This is a genomic window from Polaromonas sp., assembly GCF_036676035.1.
Lineage (GTDB): Bacteria > Pseudomonadota > Gammaproteobacteria > Burkholderiales > Burkholderiaceae_C > Polaromonas.
Genome location: NZ_JAKFDR010000033.1, coordinates 15,006 through 34,642 on the forward strand (window position 1 = coordinate 15,006; position 19,637 = coordinate 34,642).

At 62.7% G+C, this 19,637-nt stretch carries 20 protein-coding genes and 1 pseudogene; 17 read left to right on the forward strand and 4 right to left on the reverse strand.

Features of this window, described 5'->3' with window-relative positions:
- Positions 1 to 16 precede the first annotated feature (16 nt).
- The 3 genes from recG (at position 17) to ubiA (ending at position 4,426) form a co-directional block, all read left to right on the forward strand.
- Complete coding sequence (gene recG, locus V6M61_RS05955; RefSeq protein ID WP_332775648.1) at positions 17 to 2,200, forward strand: ATP-dependent DNA helicase RecG; 2,184 nt, start codon at positions 17 to 19, stop codon at positions 2,198 to 2,200.
- 79 nt (positions 2,201 to 2,279) lie between these two features.
- Entirely contained in the window at positions 2,280 to 3,299 is a 1,020-nt protein-coding gene (locus V6M61_RS05960; protein ID WP_332775649.1) for a LysR substrate-binding domain-containing protein, read from the forward strand.
- 254 nt (positions 3,300 to 3,553) lie between these two features.
- Positions 3,554 to 4,426, forward strand: a complete 873-nt coding sequence (gene ubiA, locus V6M61_RS05965) for a 4-hydroxybenzoate octaprenyltransferase (protein ID WP_332775650.1) — start codon at positions 3,554 to 3,556, stop codon at positions 4,424 to 4,426.
- Between the two features lie 100 nt (positions 4,427 to 4,526).
- Here the strand turns inward: ubiA and V6M61_RS05970 are convergent, their stop codons facing one another.
- From V6M61_RS05970 to V6M61_RS05985, 4 genes are all read right to left on the reverse strand, one after another.
- Positions 4,527 to 4,790 (reverse strand): hypothetical protein, encoded by a 264-nt coding sequence (locus V6M61_RS05970; RefSeq protein WP_332775651.1) that lies wholly within the window; start codon positions 4,788 to 4,790, stop codon positions 4,527 to 4,529.
- 264 nt (positions 4,791 to 5,054) lie between these two features.
- Positions 5,055 to 5,906, reverse strand: a complete 852-nt coding sequence (gene proC / locus V6M61_RS05975) for a pyrroline-5-carboxylate reductase (RefSeq protein WP_332775652.1) — start codon at positions 5,904 to 5,906, stop codon at positions 5,055 to 5,057.
- A 206-nt stretch (positions 5,907 to 6,112) separates the two neighbouring features.
- Positions 6,113 to 7,606 (reverse strand): glycerol kinase GlpK, encoded by a 1,494-nt coding sequence (gene glpK, locus V6M61_RS05980; RefSeq protein ID WP_332775653.1) that lies wholly within the window; start codon positions 7,604 to 7,606, stop codon positions 6,113 to 6,115.
- A 39-nt stretch (positions 7,607 to 7,645) separates the two neighbouring features.
- A complete protein-coding gene (locus V6M61_RS05985) occupies positions 7,646 to 8,413 on the reverse strand; it encodes a DeoR/GlpR family DNA-binding transcription regulator (RefSeq protein WP_332775654.1) in 768 nt (255 codons plus the stop codon).
- 238 nt (positions 8,414 to 8,651) lie between these two features.
- On the opposite strand from V6M61_RS05985, the gene V6M61_RS05990 reads away from it, so the two are divergent.
- The 14 genes and pseudogenes from V6M61_RS05990 to V6M61_RS06055 form a co-directional block, all read left to right on the forward strand.
- Positions 8,652 to 9,725, forward strand: coding sequence for an ABC transporter ATP-binding protein (locus V6M61_RS05990; RefSeq protein WP_332775655.1), 1,074 nt, complete (start codon positions 8,652 to 8,654; stop codon positions 9,723 to 9,725).
- Position 9,726: 1 nt separating this feature from the next.
- Positions 9,727 to 10,803, forward strand: coding sequence for an ABC transporter ATP-binding protein (locus tag V6M61_RS05995; protein WP_332775656.1), 1,077 nt, complete (start codon positions 9,727 to 9,729; stop codon positions 10,801 to 10,803).
- A gap of 85 nt (positions 10,804 to 10,888) precedes the next feature.
- Positions 10,889 to 11,782, forward strand: a complete 894-nt coding sequence (locus V6M61_RS06000; protein ID WP_332775657.1) for a carbohydrate ABC transporter permease — start codon at positions 10,889 to 10,891, stop codon at positions 11,780 to 11,782.
- Positions 11,775 to 12,587, forward strand: a complete 813-nt coding sequence (locus tag V6M61_RS06005) for a carbohydrate ABC transporter permease (RefSeq protein ID WP_332775658.1) — start codon at positions 11,775 to 11,777, stop codon at positions 12,585 to 12,587. Before V6M61_RS06000 ends, V6M61_RS06005 begins: the two co-directional genes overlap by 8 nt.
- Before the next feature lie 106 nt (positions 12,588 to 12,693).
- Positions 12,694 to 13,002: a DUF2160 domain-containing protein gene (locus V6M61_RS06010; protein ID WP_332775659.1), complete on the forward strand. Its 309-nt coding sequence runs from the start codon at positions 12,694 to 12,696 to the stop codon at positions 13,000 to 13,002.
- 85 nt (positions 13,003 to 13,087) lie between these two features.
- Positions 13,088 to 14,818, forward strand: coding sequence for an ABC transporter substrate-binding protein (locus tag V6M61_RS06015; RefSeq protein ID WP_332775660.1), 1,731 nt, complete (start codon positions 13,088 to 13,090; stop codon positions 14,816 to 14,818).
- Positions 14,819 to 14,956: 138 nt separating this feature from the next.
- Positions 14,957 to 16,543 carry a glycerol-3-phosphate dehydrogenase/oxidase gene (locus V6M61_RS06020; RefSeq protein WP_332775661.1) on the forward strand — a complete coding sequence of 529 codons (1,587 nt, stop codon included), beginning with the start codon at positions 14,957 to 14,959 and terminating at the stop codon, positions 16,541 to 16,543.
- A 470-nt stretch (positions 16,544 to 17,013) separates the two neighbouring features.
- Positions 17,014 to 17,382 (forward strand): 50S ribosomal protein L14, encoded by a 369-nt coding sequence (gene rplN / locus V6M61_RS06025; protein WP_007869247.1) that lies wholly within the window; start codon positions 17,014 to 17,016, stop codon positions 17,380 to 17,382.
- 8 nt (positions 17,383 to 17,390) lie between these two features.
- A complete protein-coding gene (gene rplX / locus V6M61_RS06030; protein ID WP_332775662.1) occupies positions 17,391 to 17,711 on the forward strand; it encodes a 50S ribosomal protein L24 in 321 nt (106 codons plus the stop codon).
- A gap of 2 nt (positions 17,712 to 17,713) precedes the next feature.
- A complete protein-coding gene (rplE, locus tag V6M61_RS06035; protein WP_332775663.1) occupies positions 17,714 to 18,253 on the forward strand; it encodes a 50S ribosomal protein L5 in 540 nt (179 codons plus the stop codon).
- 8 nt (positions 18,254 to 18,261) lie between these two features.
- On the forward strand, positions 18,262 to 18,567 hold the full coding sequence (gene rpsN, locus V6M61_RS06040) for a 30S ribosomal protein S14 (protein WP_332775664.1): 306 nt from the start codon (positions 18,262 to 18,264) through the stop codon (positions 18,565 to 18,567).
- A 17-nt stretch (positions 18,568 to 18,584) separates the two neighbouring features.
- Positions 18,585 to 18,980 carry a 30S ribosomal protein S8 gene (rpsH, locus tag V6M61_RS06045; protein ID WP_332775665.1) on the forward strand — a complete coding sequence of 132 codons (396 nt, stop codon included), beginning with the start codon at positions 18,585 to 18,587 and terminating at the stop codon, positions 18,978 to 18,980.
- Between the two features lie 24 nt (positions 18,981 to 19,004).
- Entirely contained in the window at positions 19,005 to 19,538 is a 534-nt protein-coding gene (gene rplF / locus V6M61_RS06050; protein WP_332775666.1) for a 50S ribosomal protein L6, read from the forward strand.
- An 11-nt stretch (positions 19,539 to 19,549) separates the two neighbouring features.
- Positions 19,550 to 19,637: pseudogene (locus V6M61_RS06055) on the forward strand (50S ribosomal protein L18); the annotation flags it as partial.

The window sequence follows — 19,637 nt, forward strand, 5'->3', positions numbered from 1 at the left end:
AAGGCACAATTGTCCCATGTCAGCCTCTGGTGCCCCTTCCCGAAAAACCTCCGAATCCCAAGGTCAGGTTTCCGGCAAGGGCACGGCCAAAGCACCAGCCGAAAAATCCCAGGCCCAGAAAGCGCTTGAAAAACTGGGCTTGCGCCGCGACATCGATCTGGCGCTGCACCTGCCGCTGCGCTACGAGGACGAAACCCGCATCACGCCACTGGCCGATGCGCGGGACGGCGATCTGGTGCAAATCGAGGCGCAGGTCACCCATAGCGAGATAGCATTTCGCCCGCGCCGCCAGTTGCACGTGAGGGTGGATGACGGCACCGACACCTGCGTGCTGCGCTTCATCAATTTTTACCCTTCGCACCAGAAAACCCTGAGCGTGGGCGCCCGGGTGCGGGTGCGCGGCGAAATTCGGGGCGGCTTTATTGGCCGCGAGATGGTGCACCCCAGCTTCAAGCTGGCCGGCGGTGAGCTGCCCGCGGCGCTCACGCCGGTCTACTCCACCGTCGCCGGCCTGCCCCAGGCCTACCTGCGCAAGGCCGTGCTCAGCGGCCTGGGTCGGGCTGATCTGGGTGAAACCATTCCTGCCAAAAACCTGCCTCAGCCCGCCTCCAGCTTGCGTGAAGCGCTACAGTTTTTGCACCACCCGGCGCCCGATGTGGCGCTGGCCACACTGGAAGACCGCAGCCACCCGGCTTGGCAGCGGCTCAAAGCCGAGGAACTGCTGGCCCAGCAGCTGTCGCAGCTGCAGGCCCGGCGTGTGCGCGCGGCCATGCGAGCCCCGTCGCTGGCCGCCCCGGCCGGTACCCTGCATGGCCAGCTGCTGGAACGGCTGCCGTTTCGCTTGACGGCAGCGCAGCAGCGCGTCTGCGCAGAGATCAGTGCCGATTTGCGGAAAAACATTCCCATGCACCGCTTGCTGCAGGGCGATGTGGGCTCCGGCAAAACCGTGGTGGCGGCGCTGGCCGCCGCGCGCTGCATGGACGCCGGCTGGCAATGCGCGCTGATGGCGCCCACTGAAATCCTGGCCGAGCAGCACTTTCGCAAGCTGATCGGCTGGCTGGAGCCGCTGGGCATCAAGACGGCCTGGCTGACCGGCAGCCAGAAGACCAAGGAGCGGCGCGAGGCGCTGGCGCAGATTGCAAGCGGCGAGGCCGCCCTGGTGGTCGGCACCCACGCCGTGATCCAGGACAAGGTGCAGTTCAAAAACCTGGCGCTGGCCATCATTGACGAGCAGCACCGCTTTGGCGTCGCGCAGCGGCTGGCCTTGCGCAGCAAAATGAACCTGGATGCGGAACCCTCCCCCGGCCGGGGGAGGGCCGGGGAGGGGGCGAGCAATGACACCGCAAATGCGGTTCGCGCGCAGCGTGAACCGCATTTGCTGATGATGACCGCGACGCCGATCCCGCGCACGCTGGCCATGAGCTATTACGCCGACCTCGATGTGTCGACCATCGACGAGCTGCCCCCGGGCCGCACGCCCATCGTGACCAAGGTGGTCAACGACGCACGCCGCGATGAGGTGATTGCGCGCATCCGTGCCCAGCTGGCCGAAGGCCGGCAGATTTACTGGGTGTGCCCCTTGATTGAAGAGAGCGAATCCATCGATCTGGTCAACGCCACGCAAACGCATGAAGCCCTGAGCGCCGCCCTGCCCGGTGTAATGGTGGGCCTGCTGCACTCGCGCATGCCGGTGGCCGAGAAAAAAGCCGTGATGAGCCTGTTTACCAGCGGCCAGATGGGCGTGCTGGTTAGCACCACCGTGATCGAGGTGGGGGTGGATGTGCCCAATGCCTCGCTGATGGTGATTGAGCATGCCGAGCGTTTTGGCTTGAGCCAGTTGCACCAGTTGCGCGGCCGGGTCGGGCGCGGTGCGGCGGCATCGGCCTGCGTGCTGCTGTACTCCACCGGCGAATCGCCCCGGCTGGGTGAAACCGCGCGTGCCCGGTTGAAGGCCATGGTTGAAACCGGCGATGGCTTCGAGATTGCAAGGCGGGACCTCGACATTCGCGGCCCCGGCGAGTTTCTGGGGGCACGGCAGTCGGGCGCGCCGCTGCTGCGTTTTGCCGATCTGGCCACGGACACCGCCTTGCTGGCCTGGGCGCGCGCTCTGGCGCCTGTCATGCTGGACCAGCATGCGGAGCCGGCGCAGCGGCATATTCAGCGCTGGCTGGGTGGCAAGGCTGAGTTTTTGAAGGCTTGAGCGGCGGCCCGCTCCCAGGCGCAGCAAGGAGCGATAAGGAGAAGTAGAGAGGCCGAAGGAAAAGCAGGACAATAAGCCCATGACGCTGACCGAACTCAAATACATCGTTGCCGTCGCAAGGGAAAAGCACTTCGGCAAGGGCGCTGACGCCTGCCATGTGTCGCAGCCCACGCTCAGCGTGGCCATCAAGAAGCTCGAAGAAGAGCTGCAGGTCAAACTGTTTGAGCGCAATGCCAACGAGATCACTGTGACGCCGCTGGGCGAAGAAATCGTGCGCCAGGCGCAAAGCGTGCTGGAGCAGGCTGAAAACATCCGCGAAATTGCCAAGCGCGGCAAGGACCCGCTGGCCGGTGCGCTGCGGCTGGGGGTGATCTACACCATAGGCCCCTACCTGTTGCCCGATCTGGTGCGCCAGGCGATTGCGCACACGCCGCAAATGCCGCTGATGCTGCAGGAAAACTTCACCGTCAAGCTGCTCGAGGAACTGCGTACCGGCGAGATTGACTGCGCGATTCTGGCCGAACCGTTTCCCGACACCAATCTGGCGATTGCGCCGCTGTATGACGAGCCTTTCATGGCGGCCGTGCCCAGCGCCCACGCCTTGGCGGCACGCAGCCACATCACGGCCGAGGAGCTCAAGCGCGAAACCATGCTGCTGCTGGGCACGGGCCATTGTTTCCGGGACCATGTGCTGGAGGTGTGCCCGGAGTTCGCGCGCTTTTCCAGCAACGCGGAAGGCATCCGCAAGAGCTTTGAGGGCTCGTCGCTGGAAACCATCAAGCACATGGTGGCGGCGGGCATGGGGGTGACGCTGGTGCCGCGCCTGAGCGTGCCGAAAGAGGCCGTGTCGGTGAAGGCGGCGGGTAAAGGCGCTGCCCACACCGCGACCAAGGGCTCTGCCAAAGCTGCCGGCAAGGACAGGGTCCGGGAGACCGGGGACCCGCCTTCGTACATCAAATACCTGCCATTCGAAGGCCACGTGCCCACGCGTCGCGTGGTGCTGGCCTGGCGCCGCAGCTTCACGCGCTACGAGGCGATTGCGGCGCTGCGCAATGCCATTTACGCCTGCGAGTTACCCGGCGTCACGCGCTTGTCTTGAGCGGGGTGGGTTGACCCTAGAAACGGCAGTTGACCGCTTGCACTCTCTTGGAAAACCGCATGAATACTGACATTTCATACTTCGACCGGGCTCACTTATCCGGGCAGAGCGCTATGCACCCGATGGCACCGCGCTCAGCGCGCCATGCGGCGTTGCTTCGCCTTGCGGGCACCAGCCCGCGGCGTTGTCGCGCCTTGCCTGGCACGCCGATCACGGCACCCTCGGGCGCATCCAACGGCCGTTTCTAGGGTGACATGTCTGCCGCCCTGCTGCGCCGCAAAGCGGCCCTCTACCTGCAATTGATCCGCTGGGACCGCCCGGCGGGCTGGCTGCTGCTGCTGTGGCCCACGCTGTCGGCGCTGTGGCTGGCCTCGCACGGGTTTCCGGGCTGGCACCTGCTCACTGTGTTCACGCTTGGGACCATTTTGATGCGCAGCGCCGGCTGCTGCCTCAATGATGTGGCCGACCGTGACTTTGACCGCCATGTCAAACGGACCGCCCAGCGGCCCGTGACCAGCGGGGCGGTGTCGGTGAAGGAAGCGCTGGTGCTGGGCGCGGTGCTGGCCCTGCTGGCGTTTGGCCTGGTGCTGACGACCAATGCGGCCACCATCGCCTGGTCCATTGCCGCGCTGGCGGTCACGCTGGTGTATCCGTTTGCCAAGCGTTTCATCTCGATGCCGCAGGCGGTGCTGGGCGTGGCTTTCAGTTTTGGCATTCCGATGGCTTTTGCGGCAGTGCAGTCGCGCGTGCCCGCGCTGGCCTGGCTGCTGCTGCTGGGCAACCTGTTCTGGGTGATTGCCTACGACACCGAGTACGCCATGGTGGACCGCGACGACGACCTGAAGATCGGCATGAAAACCTCGGCCATCACCCTGGGCCGCTTTGACGTGGCCGGGGTCATGGCCTGCTACCTGGCTTATCTGTCAATTTGGGCCGTAGCCCTTGCAGTTTATGCGCCATCAGCTATCTATTTAATAGCGATTGCGCTGGCCCTGCTGCAAGCGCTCTGGCATGGCTGGCTGATCCGCCAGCGCGAGCGCGACGCTTGCTTCAAGGCCTTTCGCCTCAACCACTGGCTGGGGTTCACGGTGTTTGCCGGTATCGTGCTGTCCTACCTGGGGGCATGAACCAGGCATGAAAAAAGCCCGTGCATCGGCGGGCTTTTGAATCGCTTCCAGCGGATCCATCCGGCTGGGCGGTGAGCCCGCCAGCCAGGCTGAAACCCGATTACTTCGCAGCTTCTTTTTTGGTGGCCATGGCTTTGCGTTTGGCTTTGCTCTTGGCCTTGGCTTTTTTCGCCTTGGCTTTTGCGGGCATCGCAGCTTTGTCAGCCGGGGCTGTAGCGGGCGCTGCGGCAGGGGCCTTGGCAGGCGCGGGCGCGGGAGCCGCGGCAGGAGGGGCGCTGGTTTGTGCGGCTGCTGGCGCGGAGATCACGGCCAGGGGCATGGCAAGCACAGCAGCGCCAGCGAGGGTAGACAGCAGTTTCTTCATGGTGGCTCCGAAAGTTATGAATGGTTATTGCTTGCGTGTCGCCTGTCCTTAAGCCTTGCGGGCCAAGGCAAATGGAACGCTTGCCTCCCATTAACGCTTGCCGGCCGGGGCTGGTTGACGGGTGATCTGGCTGGGCGGCGGAGCCGGCCCGAAAGGCTTGCGGGACGTGCTTTTGCGCCGAGTTTCGGTTAAGTTGCTATCGAAAAAAGAGCTTATGGCGCACTCTGGATGCGGGCAGCAGCCCATTTTTACCTGTAGACCGGCTCAAGAAGCACCAAACTCGTCACCCAGTTCGTGGGCGCGCTGCCGGGCGGCGTGGATGGCGCGCATGAACTGATTTTTGATGCCGTCCTGCTCCATCGAGGTCAGGGCGGCGTAGGTGGTGCCGCCCTTGGAGGTGACCCGGGCGCGCAGGATTTCTGGGGGCTCGTCCGAAGCGCGGGCCAGCTCTGAAGCTCCCACAAACGTGCCCACCGCCAGTTTGTGGGCCTGCTCATGGCTCAGCCCCATGTCCACGCCCGCCTGGACCATGGCTTCAATAAAGTAAAACACATAGGCCGGGCCGGACCCTGACAGGGCGGTCACCGCATCCAGATGCGTTTCGTCGTCCAGCCAGACATGGTCGCCGGTGGTCTTGATCACGCGCTCCACGGCTTGCCGGTCGTCCGCGCTGACAGCCGGCCGGGCGAACAGGGCCGTTATGCCCTTGCCAATCAGGGCCGGCGTGTTGGGCATGGAGCGCACCACGCGCTGGGTGTCCAGCCAGCGCGCAATGCTGTCGGAACGGATGCCGGCCGCCACACTCAGGTGCAATGCGGTTTTGGTGTGAAAGCGGGTGAGCAGGGCGGCGTCTTTGAACATTTGCGGCTTGACGGCCCAGACCACCAGCGTGGCACTGGCGAGTGATTCGCCGGAGGTTTCGTGCAACTGCACGCCAAACTGCTTCTTGAGCTTGGCACGCTGCTCGGCAAACGGCTCCACCACCTGGATCTGGCCGGCCGCCATGCCTTGTTTCAGCAGGCCCCCGATGATGGCGCTGGCCATATTGCCGCCGCCGATAAAGGCAATGTGTTCATTCTGAGAGGGGGATGGGTTGGATGGGTTGCGGGTTGTCATATTTGTTTTACTCCATGCGCTTTCGGCCTGCCGGTCGCGTGGACCGGGTCATGCCCAAGGGGTGAACGGGCCTTTTTCGCGGGCCGGACAGCTTCATGGCTGCAGTCTATTCCCAAACGGCAGGCTGACCAAGGTTCAGGAGAAGAGGGTGCCTGGATTCTTCAGGAAAAAGAAAAGATTGAAGCCTGGCTGCGGTTGTTCCGCTGCTATGGCAGCACGGTCTGCCGGACCGCATGCTCCCACTGCGCCATCAGGGCCGCAGCGCGGTCGGCGCCCAGGGTCGGCAGGAAGCGCCGCTCGGCGCGCCACATGCCGGCCAGCTCGGTGGTGCTGCGGTAAACGCCGCTGGCCAGGCCGGCCAGGTAGGCCGCACCGAGGGCGGTGGTTTCAATCACGGCCGGGCGCACCACCGGAATGCCCAGCAAGTCGGCCTGGAACTGCATCAGCAAGTCGTTGATGCAGGCGCCGCCGTCGACCCGCAGTTCGCTGACCGGCGCCGCACCGGCGGCCACGGCATCGCGGCTCATGGCCTGCAGCAGGGCGGCGCTCTGGTAGGCAATGCTTTCCAGGGCTGCGCGCGCAATGTGGGCGACGGTGGTGCCGCGGGTCAGGCCGGTGATGGTGCCGCGCGCATCGGGCTTCCAGTAGGGCGCGCCCAGGCCGGTGAAGGCGGGCACCATCATCACGCCGCCCGAGTCGGGCACGCTCTGGGCCAGCGCCTGCACTTCGCCGCTGCCCTTGATGGCATGCAGCCCGTCGCGCAGCCACTGCACGACCGCGCCCCCCACAAACACGCTGCCTTCAATGGCGAATTCGGTTCGCGGGTCGGGCTGCGCCGCACTGGTGGTCAGCAGGCCGTTGTGCGAGACCTGGAACTTCTCGCCGGTATGCATCAGCATGAAGCAGCCGGTGCCGTAGGTGTTTTTGGCCATGCCTTCCTTGAAGCAGGCCTGCCCGAACAGGGCGCTTTGCTGGTCGCCGGCCACGCCGCCAATGGCAACCGCATGGCCCAGCAGTTCGGGCCGGACCTCGCCATAGTGGGCGCTGGATGGCAGCACGGCCGGCATCAGCTCGGGCGGGATGTCCAGCATCTGCAGCAGCTGGGGGTCCCACTGGTTGGTGTGCACGTTGAACAGCATGGTGCGCGAGGCATTGCTGACGTCGGTGGCGTGCACCGCCCCGGCGGTCAGCTGCCACAGCAGCCAGCTGTCAATCGTGCCAAAGGCCAGTTCGCCGCGCTGGGCCTGCTCGCGCGCCTGCGGCACGTTGTCCAGAATCCACTTGAGCTTGGTGCCCGAGAAATAGGCATCGACCAGCAAGCCGGTTTTGGCCTGGATCATGCCGGCCAGTCCTTCTTCCCGCAGGCGCACGCAGGTGGCTTCGGCCCGGCGGTCCTGCCAGACGATGGCGTGGTGAATCGGCTGGCCGGTCTTGCGGTTCCACACCACGGTGGTCTCCCGCTGGTTGGTGATGCCCACGGCGCGAATGGCGTCGGCCTTGAGCCCGGCCTTGGCCAGCGCCTGGCGGGCCGTGGCCAACTGGCCGCGCCAGATTTCCATCGGGTCATGCTCGACCCAGCCCGGCTTGGGGTAGATCTGCGGCAGCTCCTGCTGCGCCAGCGCCACGATGCGGCCCTCGGCGTCAAACACAATGCTGCGGGAGCTGGAGGTGCCCTGGTCCAGGGCGAGCAGGTAGGTCATGGGATTCTCTGGAATAGATAAGGAGGCCGGCCGCCCGATTCACGCGTGGGCGATTTCGCAGCTGACCTGCGCGTCTATCAGCAGCTGCGGAAAAGGTTCGGGTGGCGGCTCATCGGTGAACAGGCGGTCAATTTGCGCCAGGGTGGCCAGCTCCACCATCGCCGGCCGGTTGAATTTGCTGCTGTCGGCGGCCAGCCAGACCTCGCGTGCGTGCGCAATGATGGTCTGGGCCACTTTCACTTCGCGGTAGTCATAGTCACGCAGCGAGCCATCGGCCTCGATGCCCGAGATGCCGATCAGCGCAATGTCGACCCTGAACTGCCGGATGAAGTCCACCGCCGCCTCGCCCACGATGCCGCGGTCGCGGCCCCGCACCACCCCGCCGGCCACGATCACCTCGCAGTCCGGGTTGCCGCTGAGGATGGCGGCGACGTTAAGGTTGTTGGTAATCACCCGCAAGCCCTTGTGCTGCATCAGGGCCTTGGCAATGGCCTCGGTGGTGGTGCCAATGTTGATGATCAGCGAGCAGTCGTTGGGCACGCACCTGGCCACGGCGCGTGCAATCCGGGCCTTGCCCTCGGCGTTCAGGCTCTGGCGCTGCTGGTGCGCAATGTTTTCAATGGTGGAGCTGGGCACCCGCACGCCGCCATGGAAGCGGGTCAGCAAGCCCGCTTCCGACAGGCGCTGCACATCGCGGCGCACCGTTTGCAGCGTGACCTCGAGTTCGTCGGCCAGCTGCTCGACGGTGACGGAGCCGTGCGCCCGGACGACGTCGAGCAGTTTGATTTGTCTGGGATTTGAATTCACATGCCGATTGTGATCAGAAAAAGCTTGATGGGACTCTAAATCGAAACAAAAAGAAACCGTCTAGGGGAAAACCACTGCTAAAAACAATCAAAAAAGAATGAAAATAGAACAGATACGAACTTCTTGATGCCGAGGGAACTCAATTGACGATTGCAAATAATGCTGTGGTGGTGCGTTCGGGGGTGGCCCTGGCGCCGAGCCGGGCCCGTGCTTGCCTGCAAGTGGCAACGGTGTTGTGATGCAGCTCAGTCTGGAAGGCATCAGTAAAAAAGTCGGGGCCGAGCAATGGCTGTACGACATGACGCTGGCGCCGCGCAGTGGCGAAGTGACGGTGTTGCTGGGCGCCACGCAAGCCGGCAAGACCAGCCTGATGCGCATCATGGCGGGGCTGGACGTGCCCAGCCACGGCAAGGTGCTGGTCAGTGGTGCGGATGTGACGGGCACCGCCGTGCGCGAGCGCAATGTGGCCATGGTCTACCAGCAGTTCATCAACTACCCCTCGATGAAGGTGGCCGCCAACATTGCATCGCCCCTGAAACTGCGCGGTGAAAAAAACATCGAGCAGCGGGTGCGCGAGCTGGCCCAGCGGCTTCACATCGACATGTTTCTGGACCGCTATCCGGCGGAGCTTTCCGGTGGGCAGCAGCAGCGCGTGGCGTTGGCGCGGGCGCTGGCCAAAGGTGCGCCGCTGATGCTGCTGGACGAGCCGCTGGTGAACCTGGACTACAAGCTGCGCGAGGAATTGCGCGAGGAATTGACCCAGCTGTTTGCGGCGGGCGATTCGACCGTGATCTACGCCACGACCGAACCCGGGGAGGCGCTGCTGCTGGGCGGCTACACCGCCGTGCTGGATGGCGGCGAGCTGCTGCAGTATGGCCCCACGGCCGAGGTGTTCCATGCACCCAGGTCGCTGCGCGTGGCGCGCGCCTTCAGCGACCCACCGATGAACCTGATTGCGGCCGAGGCGGCTAGCCTGGGCGTGCAACTCGACGCTGGGCCTGCCCTCGCGATTCCTCTGCCCACAGCGGCGTCGCGTTCGCTGACCATTGGCGTGCGGGCCAGCGCACTACGCGTACACCAGCGCGAAGGCGATGTGGCGCTCCCAGGCAAGGTCGAGCTCGCTGAAATCTCGGGCTCTGACACCTTCGTGCACGCGGAAACCTCGGTGGGCGAGGTGGTGGCGCAGCTGACCGGCGTCCATTACTTCGACCTCGGCGCATCGATCACGCTGTACCTTAACCCGGCGCAGGTCCATGTGTTTGATTCGGCCGGCGCCTTGCTGGTGGCCCCGGCACGGCAGAAAGGGGGCTGAGATGGCACGCATTGACCTCGACCTGGCCCACGCCTACAGACCGAACCCGCGCGACGACAGTGACTACGCCCTGCTGCCGCTGAAGATGAGTTTTGAGGATGGTGGTGCCTACGCGCTGCTCGGCCCTTCGGGTTGCGGCAAGACCACCATGCTCAACATCATGTCGGGCTTGCTGGTGCCTTCCCGAGGCAGCGTCAAGTTTGACGGCCGTGACGTGACGCATGCCACGCCCCAGGCGCGCAACATCGCGCAGGTCTTCCAGTTCCCGGTGATCTACGACACCATGACGGTGGCCGAGAACCTCGCGTTCCCGCTGCGCAACCGCAAGGTGCCCCAAGCGCAGATCAAAAAGCGGGTGGGCGAAATTGCCGAAATGCTGGAGATGAGCGGCCAGCTCAACCAGCGCGCCGCAGGCCTGGCGGCCGATGCCAAGCAAAAAATCTCCCTCGGCCGTGGCCTGGTGCGGCCTGATGTGTCCGCCGTCCTGTTTGACGAGCCGCTGACGGTGATTGACCCGCACCTCAAGTGGCAGCTGCGCCGCAAGCTCAAGCAGATTCACCACGAACTCAAGCTCACGCTGATTTATGTCACGCACGACCAGGTCGAGGCCCTGACCTTTGCCGACCAGGTAGTGGTGATGACCCGCGGCAAGGCGGTGCAGGTCGGCTCGGCCGACGCGCTGTTTGAACGTCCGCAGCACACCTTTGTGGGCCATTTCATCGGCTCGCCGGGCATGAATTTTCTGCCCGTGCAAACCGTCGGAGACGGTTTGCAGGTAGCCGGCAGCACGCTGGCCATGCCGGCTGGCCGCGAGTTGCCGCAAGGCGACTTCAAATTGGGCGTGCGGCCGGAGTATGTGACGCTGGCCGGCGCCGGTGATCCGGGCGCCCTGCCTGCGCTGGTCACCCGTGCGCAAGACATCGGCACGCATCTGATGCTGACGGCCACCATCGGTGCGCAAACCCTTAAAGCGCGGCTGGGCCCGGAAGCTGCAGCACCCCAGCCCGGCGATACGGTCTGGTTGCAGGTGTTGGGGCCGCACACCTGTTTCTACAAGAATGAGGAGCTCGTGGCATGAGCGCAGCGCAGAACCGCTTCAAGCAAGCTCGCGCCCCCTTGGGGGGCAGCGCAGTACACGTAGTGACAAGCGTGGGGGCTAACCAATGAGCACGACGACCAAACCAGTCAACCAGAAAGCCTGGCTGCTGGTGCTGCCGGTGATTATTTGTGTGGCCTTCTCGGCCATCCTGCCGCTGATGACGGTGGTCAACTACTCTGTGCAGGACATCATCTCGCCCGAGCGGCGCGTGTTTGTCGGCACCGAATGGTTTGCCGCCGTGATGCGCGATGAAGACCTGCACGCTGCCTTGTGGCGGCAGCTGACCTTCTCACTGGCCGTGCTGGCGGTTGAAATTCCGCTGGGGATTGGGCTGGCGCTTTCCATGCCCGCACAGGGCTGGAAAGCCTCGGCCGTGCTGGTGATCGTGGCGCTGTCCCTGCTGATCCCGTGGAACGTGGTGGGAACCATCTGGCAGATTTACGGACGCGCCGACATCGGCCTGCTGGGGGCCTTGCTGCAGCAGGGCGGTTTTGACTACAGCTACACCGGCAACGCCACGCACGCCTGGGCCACGGTGCTGGTGATGGATGTCTGGCACTGGACGCCTTTGGTGGCCTTGCTGTGCTACGCCGGCCTGCGCTCCATTCCCGATGCCTACTACCAGGCGGCGCGCATCGATGGCGCCAGCAAGCTGGCGGTGTTTCGCTTCATCCAGCTGCCCAAGATGCGTGGGGTGTTGATGATCGCGGTGCTGCTGCGTTTCATGGACAGCTTCATGATTTACACCGAGCCTTTCGTGCTCACCGGGGGAGGTCCTGGCAATGCCACCACCTTCCTGTCGCAGTACCTGACGCAAAAAGCCGTGGGGCAGTTCGACCTGGGCCCGGCCGCGGCTTTCTCGCTGATTTACTTTTTGATCATCCTGCTGCTGTGCTTCATCCTCTACAACTGGATGCAGCGTGTCGGCACGCAAGAGAAAGAAGGCGGCCATGAATAAGCCCCGTTTCCAGGCGCGCACGCTGTTCCTGCTCGCCTACATCGTGTTTGCGCTGTTGCCCATCTACTGGATGGTCAACATGAGCTTCAAGACCAATGCGGAGATTGTCTCGAGCTTTTCGTTCTTCCCGCAGCATTTCACCTGGGACAACTACAAGACCATCTTCACCGATCCGTCCTGGTATTCAGGCTACATCAACAGCCTGATCTATGTGGCCATCAACACCGTGATCTCGATCAGCGTGGCGCTGCCGGCGGCCTATGCGTTTTCGCGCTACAGCTTTCTGGGCGACAAGCATGTGTTCTTCTGGCTGCTGACCAACCGCATGACGCCGCCCGCGGTGTTCCTGCTGCCCTTCTTCCAGCTCTACACCACGGTCGGGCTGATGGACACGCACATTGCGGTGGCTTTGGCCCACCTGCTGTTCAACGTGCCGCTGGCGGTGTGGATTCTGGAAGGCTTCATGAGCGGCATTCCGCGCGAGATTGATGAAACCGCCTACATCGACGGTTACTCCTTCCCGCGTTTTTTCGCCATGATCTTTCTGCCGCTGATCAAGGCCGGCGTGGGCGTGGCGGCCTTCTTCTGTTTCATGTTCAGCTGGGTGGAACTACTGCTGGCGCGCACACTGACCAGCGTGAACGCCAAGCCCATCGTGGCCACCATGACCCGCACCGTATCCGCTTCCGGCATGGACTGGGCGACGCTGGCCGCGGCCGGCGTGCTGACCATCGTGCCGGGCGCCATCGTGATCTGGTTTGTGCGCAACTACATCGCCAAAGGCTTTGCGATGGGCAGAGTATGAAACACCCCCGAAGCGCTTTCAGCGCTCCCCCCTCAAGGGGGCGCCACCTGCGGCCCGGCGAAGCCGGTTCCGCGATGGCACTTGGATGAGAAGAAGGAGATGACAGATGTTTGAGTGGATGGCCTGGACCACGCCGGTGGCGGTATTTTTCTGCTGCATTGTGCTCGCGCTCGCGGGCATGACGGTCTGGGAGATCAAGGCGCCAACGACCTTGCGCCGCGGTTTTCTGCCGATGGAGACCACGCGCGGCGACCGCCTGTTCATAGGCTTGCTGGCGGCGGCCTATGTCAACCTGATGTTTGTCGGGCTCAGCGGCAAGTTGGCCGCCTGGATGGGGCTGGAGGCAGACCCTTCGATCTGGATCAGCTTCGTGCTGTCCATGGGGCTGCTGGCGCTGATCATGCGCAAGGGATAGTGGATAGGGGGATTCCGGCTCATTGCTTCCCCGGAGCCGAGTAAGCCATTAACGATGGGGAGGTAGACCAATGAGGAGACAAGTGATGAAGATGCGGTACACAGCACTGGCACTAGCGGCCGCTTGTGCAATGGCAGGGCACGCCGGAGCCGATGAGGCGGCGGCAAAGAAGTGGATTGACAGCGAATTCCAGCCTTCCACCCTGGCCAAGGACAAGCAACTGGCCGAGATGAAGTGGTTCATCGATGCGGCCAAGAAGTTGCAGGCGAAGGGCGTCAAGGAAATCTCGGTGGTGTCCGAGACCATCACCACGCACGAGTACGAGTCCAAAACGCTGGCCAAGGCGTTTGAGGAAATCACCGGCATCAAGGTCAAGCACGACCTGATCCAGGAGGGCGACGTGGTCGAGAAGCTGCAGACCTCCATGCAGTCCGGCAAGTCGATCTATGACGGCTGGATTTCCGATTCCGACCTGATCGGCACGCACTACCGCTACGGCAAGGTGATGAATCTGACCGACTACATGGCCGGCAAGGGCAAGGAATGGACCAACCCGGGCCTGGACCTCAAGGATTTCATCGGCACCAGCTTCACCACCGCGCCCGACGGCAAGCTGTACCAGCTGCCCGACCAGCAGTTTGCCAACCTGTACTGGTTCCGCGCCGACCTGTTCGCGCGCAAGGACCTGCAGGACAAGTTCAAGGCCAAGTACGGCTACGAGCTGGGCGTGCCGCAGAACTGGAGCGCCTACGAAGACATTGCCGAGTTCTTCACCAACGACGTGAAGACCATCGACGGCAAACCGATCTACGGCCACATGGACTACGGCAAGAAGGACCCGTCGCTGGGCTGGCGTTTCACCGACGCCTGGCTGTCGATGGCCGGTACCGCCGACAAAGGCATCCCCAACGGCCAGCCGGTGGACGAGTGGGGCATCCGCGTCGGAGCCGACAAGTGCACGCCGGTGGGCGCCTCAGTGGCCCGGGGCGGCGCGACCAACTCGCCCGCCGCCGTCTACGCGCTGACCAAGTACGTGGACTGGATGAAGAAATACGCGCCCAAGGAAGCCACCGGCATGACCTTCGGCGAAGCCGGCCCGGTGCCCGCGCAAGGCCAGATCGCCCAGCAGATCTTCTGGTACACGGCCTTCACGGCCGACATGACCAAGAAGGGCCTGCCCGTGGTGAACGAGGACGGCACGCCCAAGTGGCGCATGGCGCCCGGCCCGAACGGCCCGTACTGGAAGCAGGGCATGCAGAACGGCTACCAGGACGTGGGCAGCTGGACCTTCTTCTCCGCCCATGACGAGAACCGCACGGCTGCCGCCTGGCTGTACGCGCAGTTCGTGACGGCCAAGACCACGTCGCTGAAGAAGACCATGGTCGGCCTGACGCCGATCCGCGAATCGGACATCCGCTCCAAGGCCATGACCGACATGGCGCCCAAGCTCGGCGGCCTGGTCGAGTTCTACCGCAGCCCGGCCCGCGTGGCCTGGACGCCTACCGGCACCAACGTGCCCGACTACCCCAAGCTGGCACAGCTGTGGTGGAAGAACGTGGCCCAGGCTGTGACGGGCGAGAAGACCCCGCAGGGTGCGATGGACACGCTGGCCGACGAGATGGACCAGGTGCTGGGCCGTCTGGAGCGCGCCGGCATGGCCAAGTGCGCCCCCAAGCTCAATCCCAAGGGTGATCCTGCCAAGTACCTGACCGCCAATGGCGCGCCGTGGGCCAAGCTGGGCAATGAAAAGCCGAAGGGTGAAACCATCAGCTACGACAAGTTGCTGCAAGCCTGGAAGGACGGCAAAGTCCGTTAACAAGCCCTGCCGTGTGGTGCGCATGTGCCACACGGCTTTTTCATCACGGTAACGCCGCCAGCCCGACCCCGTTTATCCGGGAGGAGGGGCCCTCACAATGCTCAAAGAGGGTTTGCGTGGAGACGGACAAGGGAGCCCATGACCTCTGAACCCTCATTGATGCCCACGCGGCGCCAAGACCTGATGGCTCGCCTGGCCGAGCCGCACCAATACGACGTCGCCATCATCGGTGGTGGCGCCACCGGACTCGGGGTGGCGCTGGACGCCGCGGCCCGTGGGTTTTCAGTGGTGCTGGTCGAGTCCCATGACTTCGCCAAAGGGACCTCGTCGCGTGCAACCAAGCTGGTGCATGGCGGTGTCCGCTACCTGGCGCAAGGCAATATCTCACTGGTCCGCGAGGCGCTGCAGGAACGCACGCGGCTGTTGGCCAATGCCCCCCATTTGGCGCAGCCGCTGCCGTTTGTGATGCCGTCCTACAAGTTCTGGGAAACGCCGTTTTACGGGGTGGGGCTGAAGATGTACGACACCCTGGCCGGTAAGGCCGGTCTGGGGGATACCGAATTTTTAAGCCGCGAAAAAACCTTGCAATACCTGCCGACAGCCCAGCAGCAGGGCCTTAAAGGCGGGGTGAAGTACTGGGACGGCCAGTTTGACGATGCGCGCCTGGCGCTGGCGCTGGCTCGCAGCGCTGCCCGGCAGGGCGCCTTGCTGGTGAATTACTGTGCGGCCACCGGCCTGGTTCACGACCAAGGCAAGCTGGTGGGCCTGCGGGTGCAAGACCAGGAAACCGGCCAGGCGCTGGAGTTGCGCGCGAAATGCGTGGTCAATGCGGCCGGCGTGTGGGTCGACCAGCTTCGCCTGCAGGATGGCCAGGCCATTGGCCGCGACACCCAGGCCATGGTGGCGCCCAGCCAGGGCGTGCATATTGTGGTGGACCGCTCGTTTTTACCGACCGACCATGCGCTGCTGGTGCCCAAGACGGCCGATGGCCGGGTGCTGTTTGCGGTGCCCTGGCTGGGCAAGACCATCTTGGGCACCACCGATACCCCGCGCCATGATCTGGCGCGCGAGCCGCTCGCGTTCAAGGAAGAAGTTGATTTCATTTTGCGCGAGTCCGCGCGCTACCTGAGCAAGGCGCCGGGGCCCGCTGACATCAAGAGTATCTGGGTCGGGCTGCGCCCCCTGGTCAAGCCGGCCGACGACGATGCCGGCAGCACCCAGGCTTTGTCGCGTGAGCACACGGTCCTGGTCAGCAAAAGCGGCCTGGTGACCGTGACCGGCGGCAAATGGACGACTTACCGCGCCATGGCTGAGGATGTGCTGGACAAGTGCTTTGCCGCCAATCTGCTGCCGCAGCGGGCGGGCGCGGTGACGGCTCGGCTGCAGCTGGTGGGGGCGCAGGCCAGCAGCCGGAAAATCAGCGATGCGCCCGGTTTGCACCTGTATGGAAGCGAGTCTGCCGCCGTTCTGGCCTTGCCGGGCGCCGATCGCGAACTGGGCGGTGGCCTGACCGAAGCCATGGTGCGCTTTGCGGCAAGAAGTGAGTACGCACGCACGGTGGAAGATGTTCTGGCTCGACGTTCCCGCCTGCTGTTTCTGGATGCAGCGCTGGCCAGCAGCCTGGCAGAAGCGGTGGCAGCCTTGCTGCAGGAAGAAAACGGCGTAGACCCGCGCCTGGCCGAGTTTCAGGCGCTTTGCCGTCAATATCTGCGTCTGCCCGACTGATCTTGGCGTTTTGGGTTCGGGTCTGTTGGCGGGGGGGCGTATTTGCTATCAATTAAATAGCTAATGGCGCCCATTTTTCTAAGGCTTATTGCCAATTTGATATGTATTTTGACTGACCAACCGCCAGGCTGTCGCCGTCCGGAGTCTGTATGTCTGCAGGTGCTGCGCGTGCCGCCATTGGGCGGTGCTGGGCCCGTATGATTTGACCATCTGGCGACTTGGCGGGCCCTGTAACATCTGCTTTTTCGGCTGATTGGTTTCTTTTTAGAGCTTTTTGCGTGCCAGCCAGTTGACAAGCCAAGGCACTGTGGTAATAATCGTGGGCTTCGCTCTAAAAAGGCGGGGAATTCTGCCCAGCGGAAGCATTGCAAGTGGTTTGCGATGTGGACGACGGGCCCAAGACTGACTGGGTGGTTGCTTGCTTGTAAGGGCGAGGGCAGCTTTCTGGTGCAAGTTGGGACTAAATTTAAATGATTCAAACGCAATCCAAACTCGATGTTGCTGACAATACGGGTGCCAAATCCGTGATGTGCATCAAGGTGCTGGGCGGATCCAAGCGCCGGTACGCCAGCGTCGGTGATGTCATCAAGGTGAGCATTAAAGAAGCTGCTCCACGTGGCCGCGTCAAAAAAGGCGAGGTTTATAGTGCTGTGGTCGTTCGCACCGCCAAAGGCATCCGCCGTGGCGATGGCTCGCTTGTCAAATTCGACGGCAACGCGGCAGTGTTGCTTAACGCCAAGCTGGAGCCTATCGGCACCCGCATCTTCGGACCGGTCACGCGCGAACTGCGCACCGAAAAGTTCATGAAGATCGTGTCCTTGGCTCCTGAAGTTCTTTAAGGTAGGCCATGAACAAGATTCGCAAAGGCGACGAAGTCATCGTGCTCGCGGGCCGGGACAAGGGCAAGCGCGGCAAGATTTCGCTGCGCAAAGATGACAGCTATGTGCTGGTGGATGGTATCAATCTGGTGAAAAAACACACCAAGCCCAATCCGCTCAAAGGCACCACGGGTGGCATTGTTGAGAAAAGCATGCCGATTCACCAGTCCAATGTGGCCATTTTCAATGCTGCAACGGGCAAGGCGGATCGTGTTGGTATCAAGTTGTTGGCTGACGGCAAAAAAGTGCGCGTCTTCAAGTCCAGCGGCGAAGAAATTAAGGCGGCGTAAACATGGCACGCTTACAACAGCAGTATCGCGAAAAAATCGCACCAAGCTTGATGGAAAAGTTTGGCTACACCTCGCCCATGCAGGTGCCCCGCATCACCAAGATCACGCTCAACATGGGTGTGAGCGAGGCAGTTGCGGACAAAAAAGTGATGGAGCATGCCGTTAGCGACATGACCAAAATCGCGGGCCAGAAGCCCGTGGTGACCAAGGCCAAAAAGGCCATCGCGGGCTTCAAGATCCGTGAAGACCTGCCAATTGGCTGCATGGTGACCCTGCGCGGCGTCAAGATGTATGAGTTCCTCGATCGTTTCGTGACGGTGGCGCTGCCCCGTGTGCGTGACTTCCGTGGTATTTCCGGTCGGGCCTTCGATGGCCGCGGCAATTACAACATCGGCGTTAAAGAGCAGATCATTTTCCCTGAGATTGAGTACGACAAGGTGGATGCCTTGCGTGGTCTCAATATCAGCATTACCACGACGGCCAAGACCGACGAAGAGTGCAAGGCGCTCCTCACCGGCTTCCGTTTTCCGTTCAAGAACTGAGGCGGGACATGGCAAAACAAGCTTTGTTGCAACGTGAACTGAAGCGCGAGAAACTCGCGGCCAAGTTCGCCAAAAAATACGCTGAACTCAAGGCGGCATCCAACGACGCCAAGCGCTCCGATGAAGAGCGCGCGCTGGCCCGTCTGGAGCTGCAGAAGTTGCCCCGCAACGCGAACCCCACCCGCCAGCGCAATCGCTGCGCGATCACGGGTCGTCCGCGTGGCACGTTCCGTCAATTCGGCTTGGGTCGCGCCAAGATCCGTGAAATGGCTTTTGCCGGTGATATCCCAGGTATCACCAAGGCAAGCTGGTAAGCGTAGGAGATATACAAATGAGTATGAGTGATCCTATCGCCGACATGCTGACGCGCATCCGCAACGCACAAATGGTTGAAAAAGCCGTTGTGCTGGTGCCGTCTTCCAAGGTCAAAGTCGCTATTGCGCAGGTTTTGAAGGATGAGGGCTACATCGATGGCTTCTCCGTCAAGACTGACGCTGGTAAATCCGAATTGGAAATTGCCCTGAAGTACTACGCAGGCCGCCCCGTGATTGAGCGCATTGAGCGCGTCAGCCGCCCCGGTTTGCGTGTTTACAAAGGCCATGGCGCCATCCCCCAGGTCATGAACGGCCTTGGTGTGGCAATTGTCACGACGCCCCAGGGCGTCATGACGGATCGCAAGGCGCGCGCTACCGGCATCGGTGGTGAAGTGCTTTGCTACGTGGCCTAACGGCGGCATTGAGGAGTAACTGAAATGTCTCGTGTAGGAAAAATGCCCGTTGCCCTGCCCCAGGGCGTGGACGTGGCGATCAAGGATGACCAGATCAGCGTCAAGGGCGCGCTCGGCGCGCTGTCGCTGTCGCAAAATGTGCTGGTCACCATCAAGAACGACGCCGGCAAGCTGACTTTCGAGCCAGCCAACGAATCGCGTGAAGCGAATGCCATGAGTGGCACGATGCGTCAGCTGGTCAACAACATGGTGACCGGCGTGACCAAGGGCTTTGAGAAAAAGCTGAGCCTGATTGGCGTGGGTTACAAGGCGCAGGCGCAAGGCGCCAAGCTGAACCTGACCGTTGGCTATTCGCACCCCGTGGTGATGGATATGCCTGCGGGCATCCAGGTCGCAACGCCTACGCCCACCGAGGTGGTGATCAAGGGGTCTGACCGTCAACGCGTTGGCCAGATTGCGGCTGAAGTGCGCGCGGTTCGTCCTCCCGAGCCTTACAAGGGCAAGGGCATCCGTTATGCGGATGAGAAGATCGTCATCAAAGAAACCAAGAAGAAATAAGGAGCTGCATCATGTTGACCAAAAAAGAGCAGCGCCTTCGTCGTTCACGCCAGACCCGGATCCGCATCGCCACGCAAGGTGTTGCCCGTCTGACCGTGA

Coding starts and splice junctions, on each gene's coding strand:
- recG (WP_332775648.1), top strand. CDS start 17: ATGTCAGCCTCTGGTGCCCCTTCCCGAAAAACCTCCGAATCCCAAGGT.
- V6M61_RS05960 (WP_332775649.1), top strand. CDS start 2,280: ATGACGCTGACCGAACTCAAATACATCGTTGCCGTCGCAAGGGAAAAG.
- ubiA (WP_332775650.1), top strand. CDS start 3,554: ATGTCTGCCGCCCTGCTGCGCCGCAAAGCGGCCCTCTACCTGCAATTG.
- V6M61_RS05970 (WP_332775651.1), bottom strand. CDS start 4,790: ATGAAGAAACTGCTGTCTACCCTCGCTGGCGCTGCTGTGCTTGCCATG.
- proC (WP_332775652.1), bottom strand. CDS start 5,906: ATGACAACCCGCAACCCATCCAACCCATCCCCCTCTCAGAATGAACAC.
- glpK (WP_332775653.1), bottom strand. CDS start 7,606: ATGACCTACCTGCTCGCCCTGGACCAGGGCACCTCCAGCTCCCGCAGC.
- V6M61_RS05990 (WP_332775655.1), top strand. CDS start 8,652: ATGCAGCTCAGTCTGGAAGGCATCAGTAAAAAAGTCGGGGCCGAGCAA.
- V6M61_RS05995 (WP_332775656.1), top strand. CDS start 9,727: ATGGCACGCATTGACCTCGACCTGGCCCACGCCTACAGACCGAACCCG.
- V6M61_RS06000 (WP_332775657.1), top strand. CDS start 10,889: ATGAGCACGACGACCAAACCAGTCAACCAGAAAGCCTGGCTGCTGGTG.
- V6M61_RS06005 (WP_332775658.1), top strand. CDS start 11,775: ATGAATAAGCCCCGTTTCCAGGCGCGCACGCTGTTCCTGCTCGCCTAC.
- V6M61_RS06010 (WP_332775659.1), top strand. CDS start 12,694: ATGTTTGAGTGGATGGCCTGGACCACGCCGGTGGCGGTATTTTTCTGC.
- V6M61_RS06015 (WP_332775660.1), top strand. CDS start 13,088: ATGAAGATGCGGTACACAGCACTGGCACTAGCGGCCGCTTGTGCAATG.
- V6M61_RS06020 (WP_332775661.1), top strand. CDS start 14,957: ATGACCTCTGAACCCTCATTGATGCCCACGCGGCGCCAAGACCTGATG.
- rplN (WP_007869247.1), top strand. CDS start 17,014: ATGATTCAAACGCAATCCAAACTCGATGTTGCTGACAATACGGGTGCC.
- rplX (WP_332775662.1), top strand. CDS start 17,391: ATGAACAAGATTCGCAAAGGCGACGAAGTCATCGTGCTCGCGGGCCGG.
- rplE (WP_332775663.1), top strand. CDS start 17,714: ATGGCACGCTTACAACAGCAGTATCGCGAAAAAATCGCACCAAGCTTG.
- rpsN (WP_332775664.1), top strand. CDS start 18,262: ATGGCAAAACAAGCTTTGTTGCAACGTGAACTGAAGCGCGAGAAACTC.
- rpsH (WP_332775665.1), top strand. CDS start 18,585: ATGAGTATGAGTGATCCTATCGCCGACATGCTGACGCGCATCCGCAAC.
- rplF (WP_332775666.1), top strand. CDS start 19,005: ATGTCTCGTGTAGGAAAAATGCCCGTTGCCCTGCCCCAGGGCGTGGAC.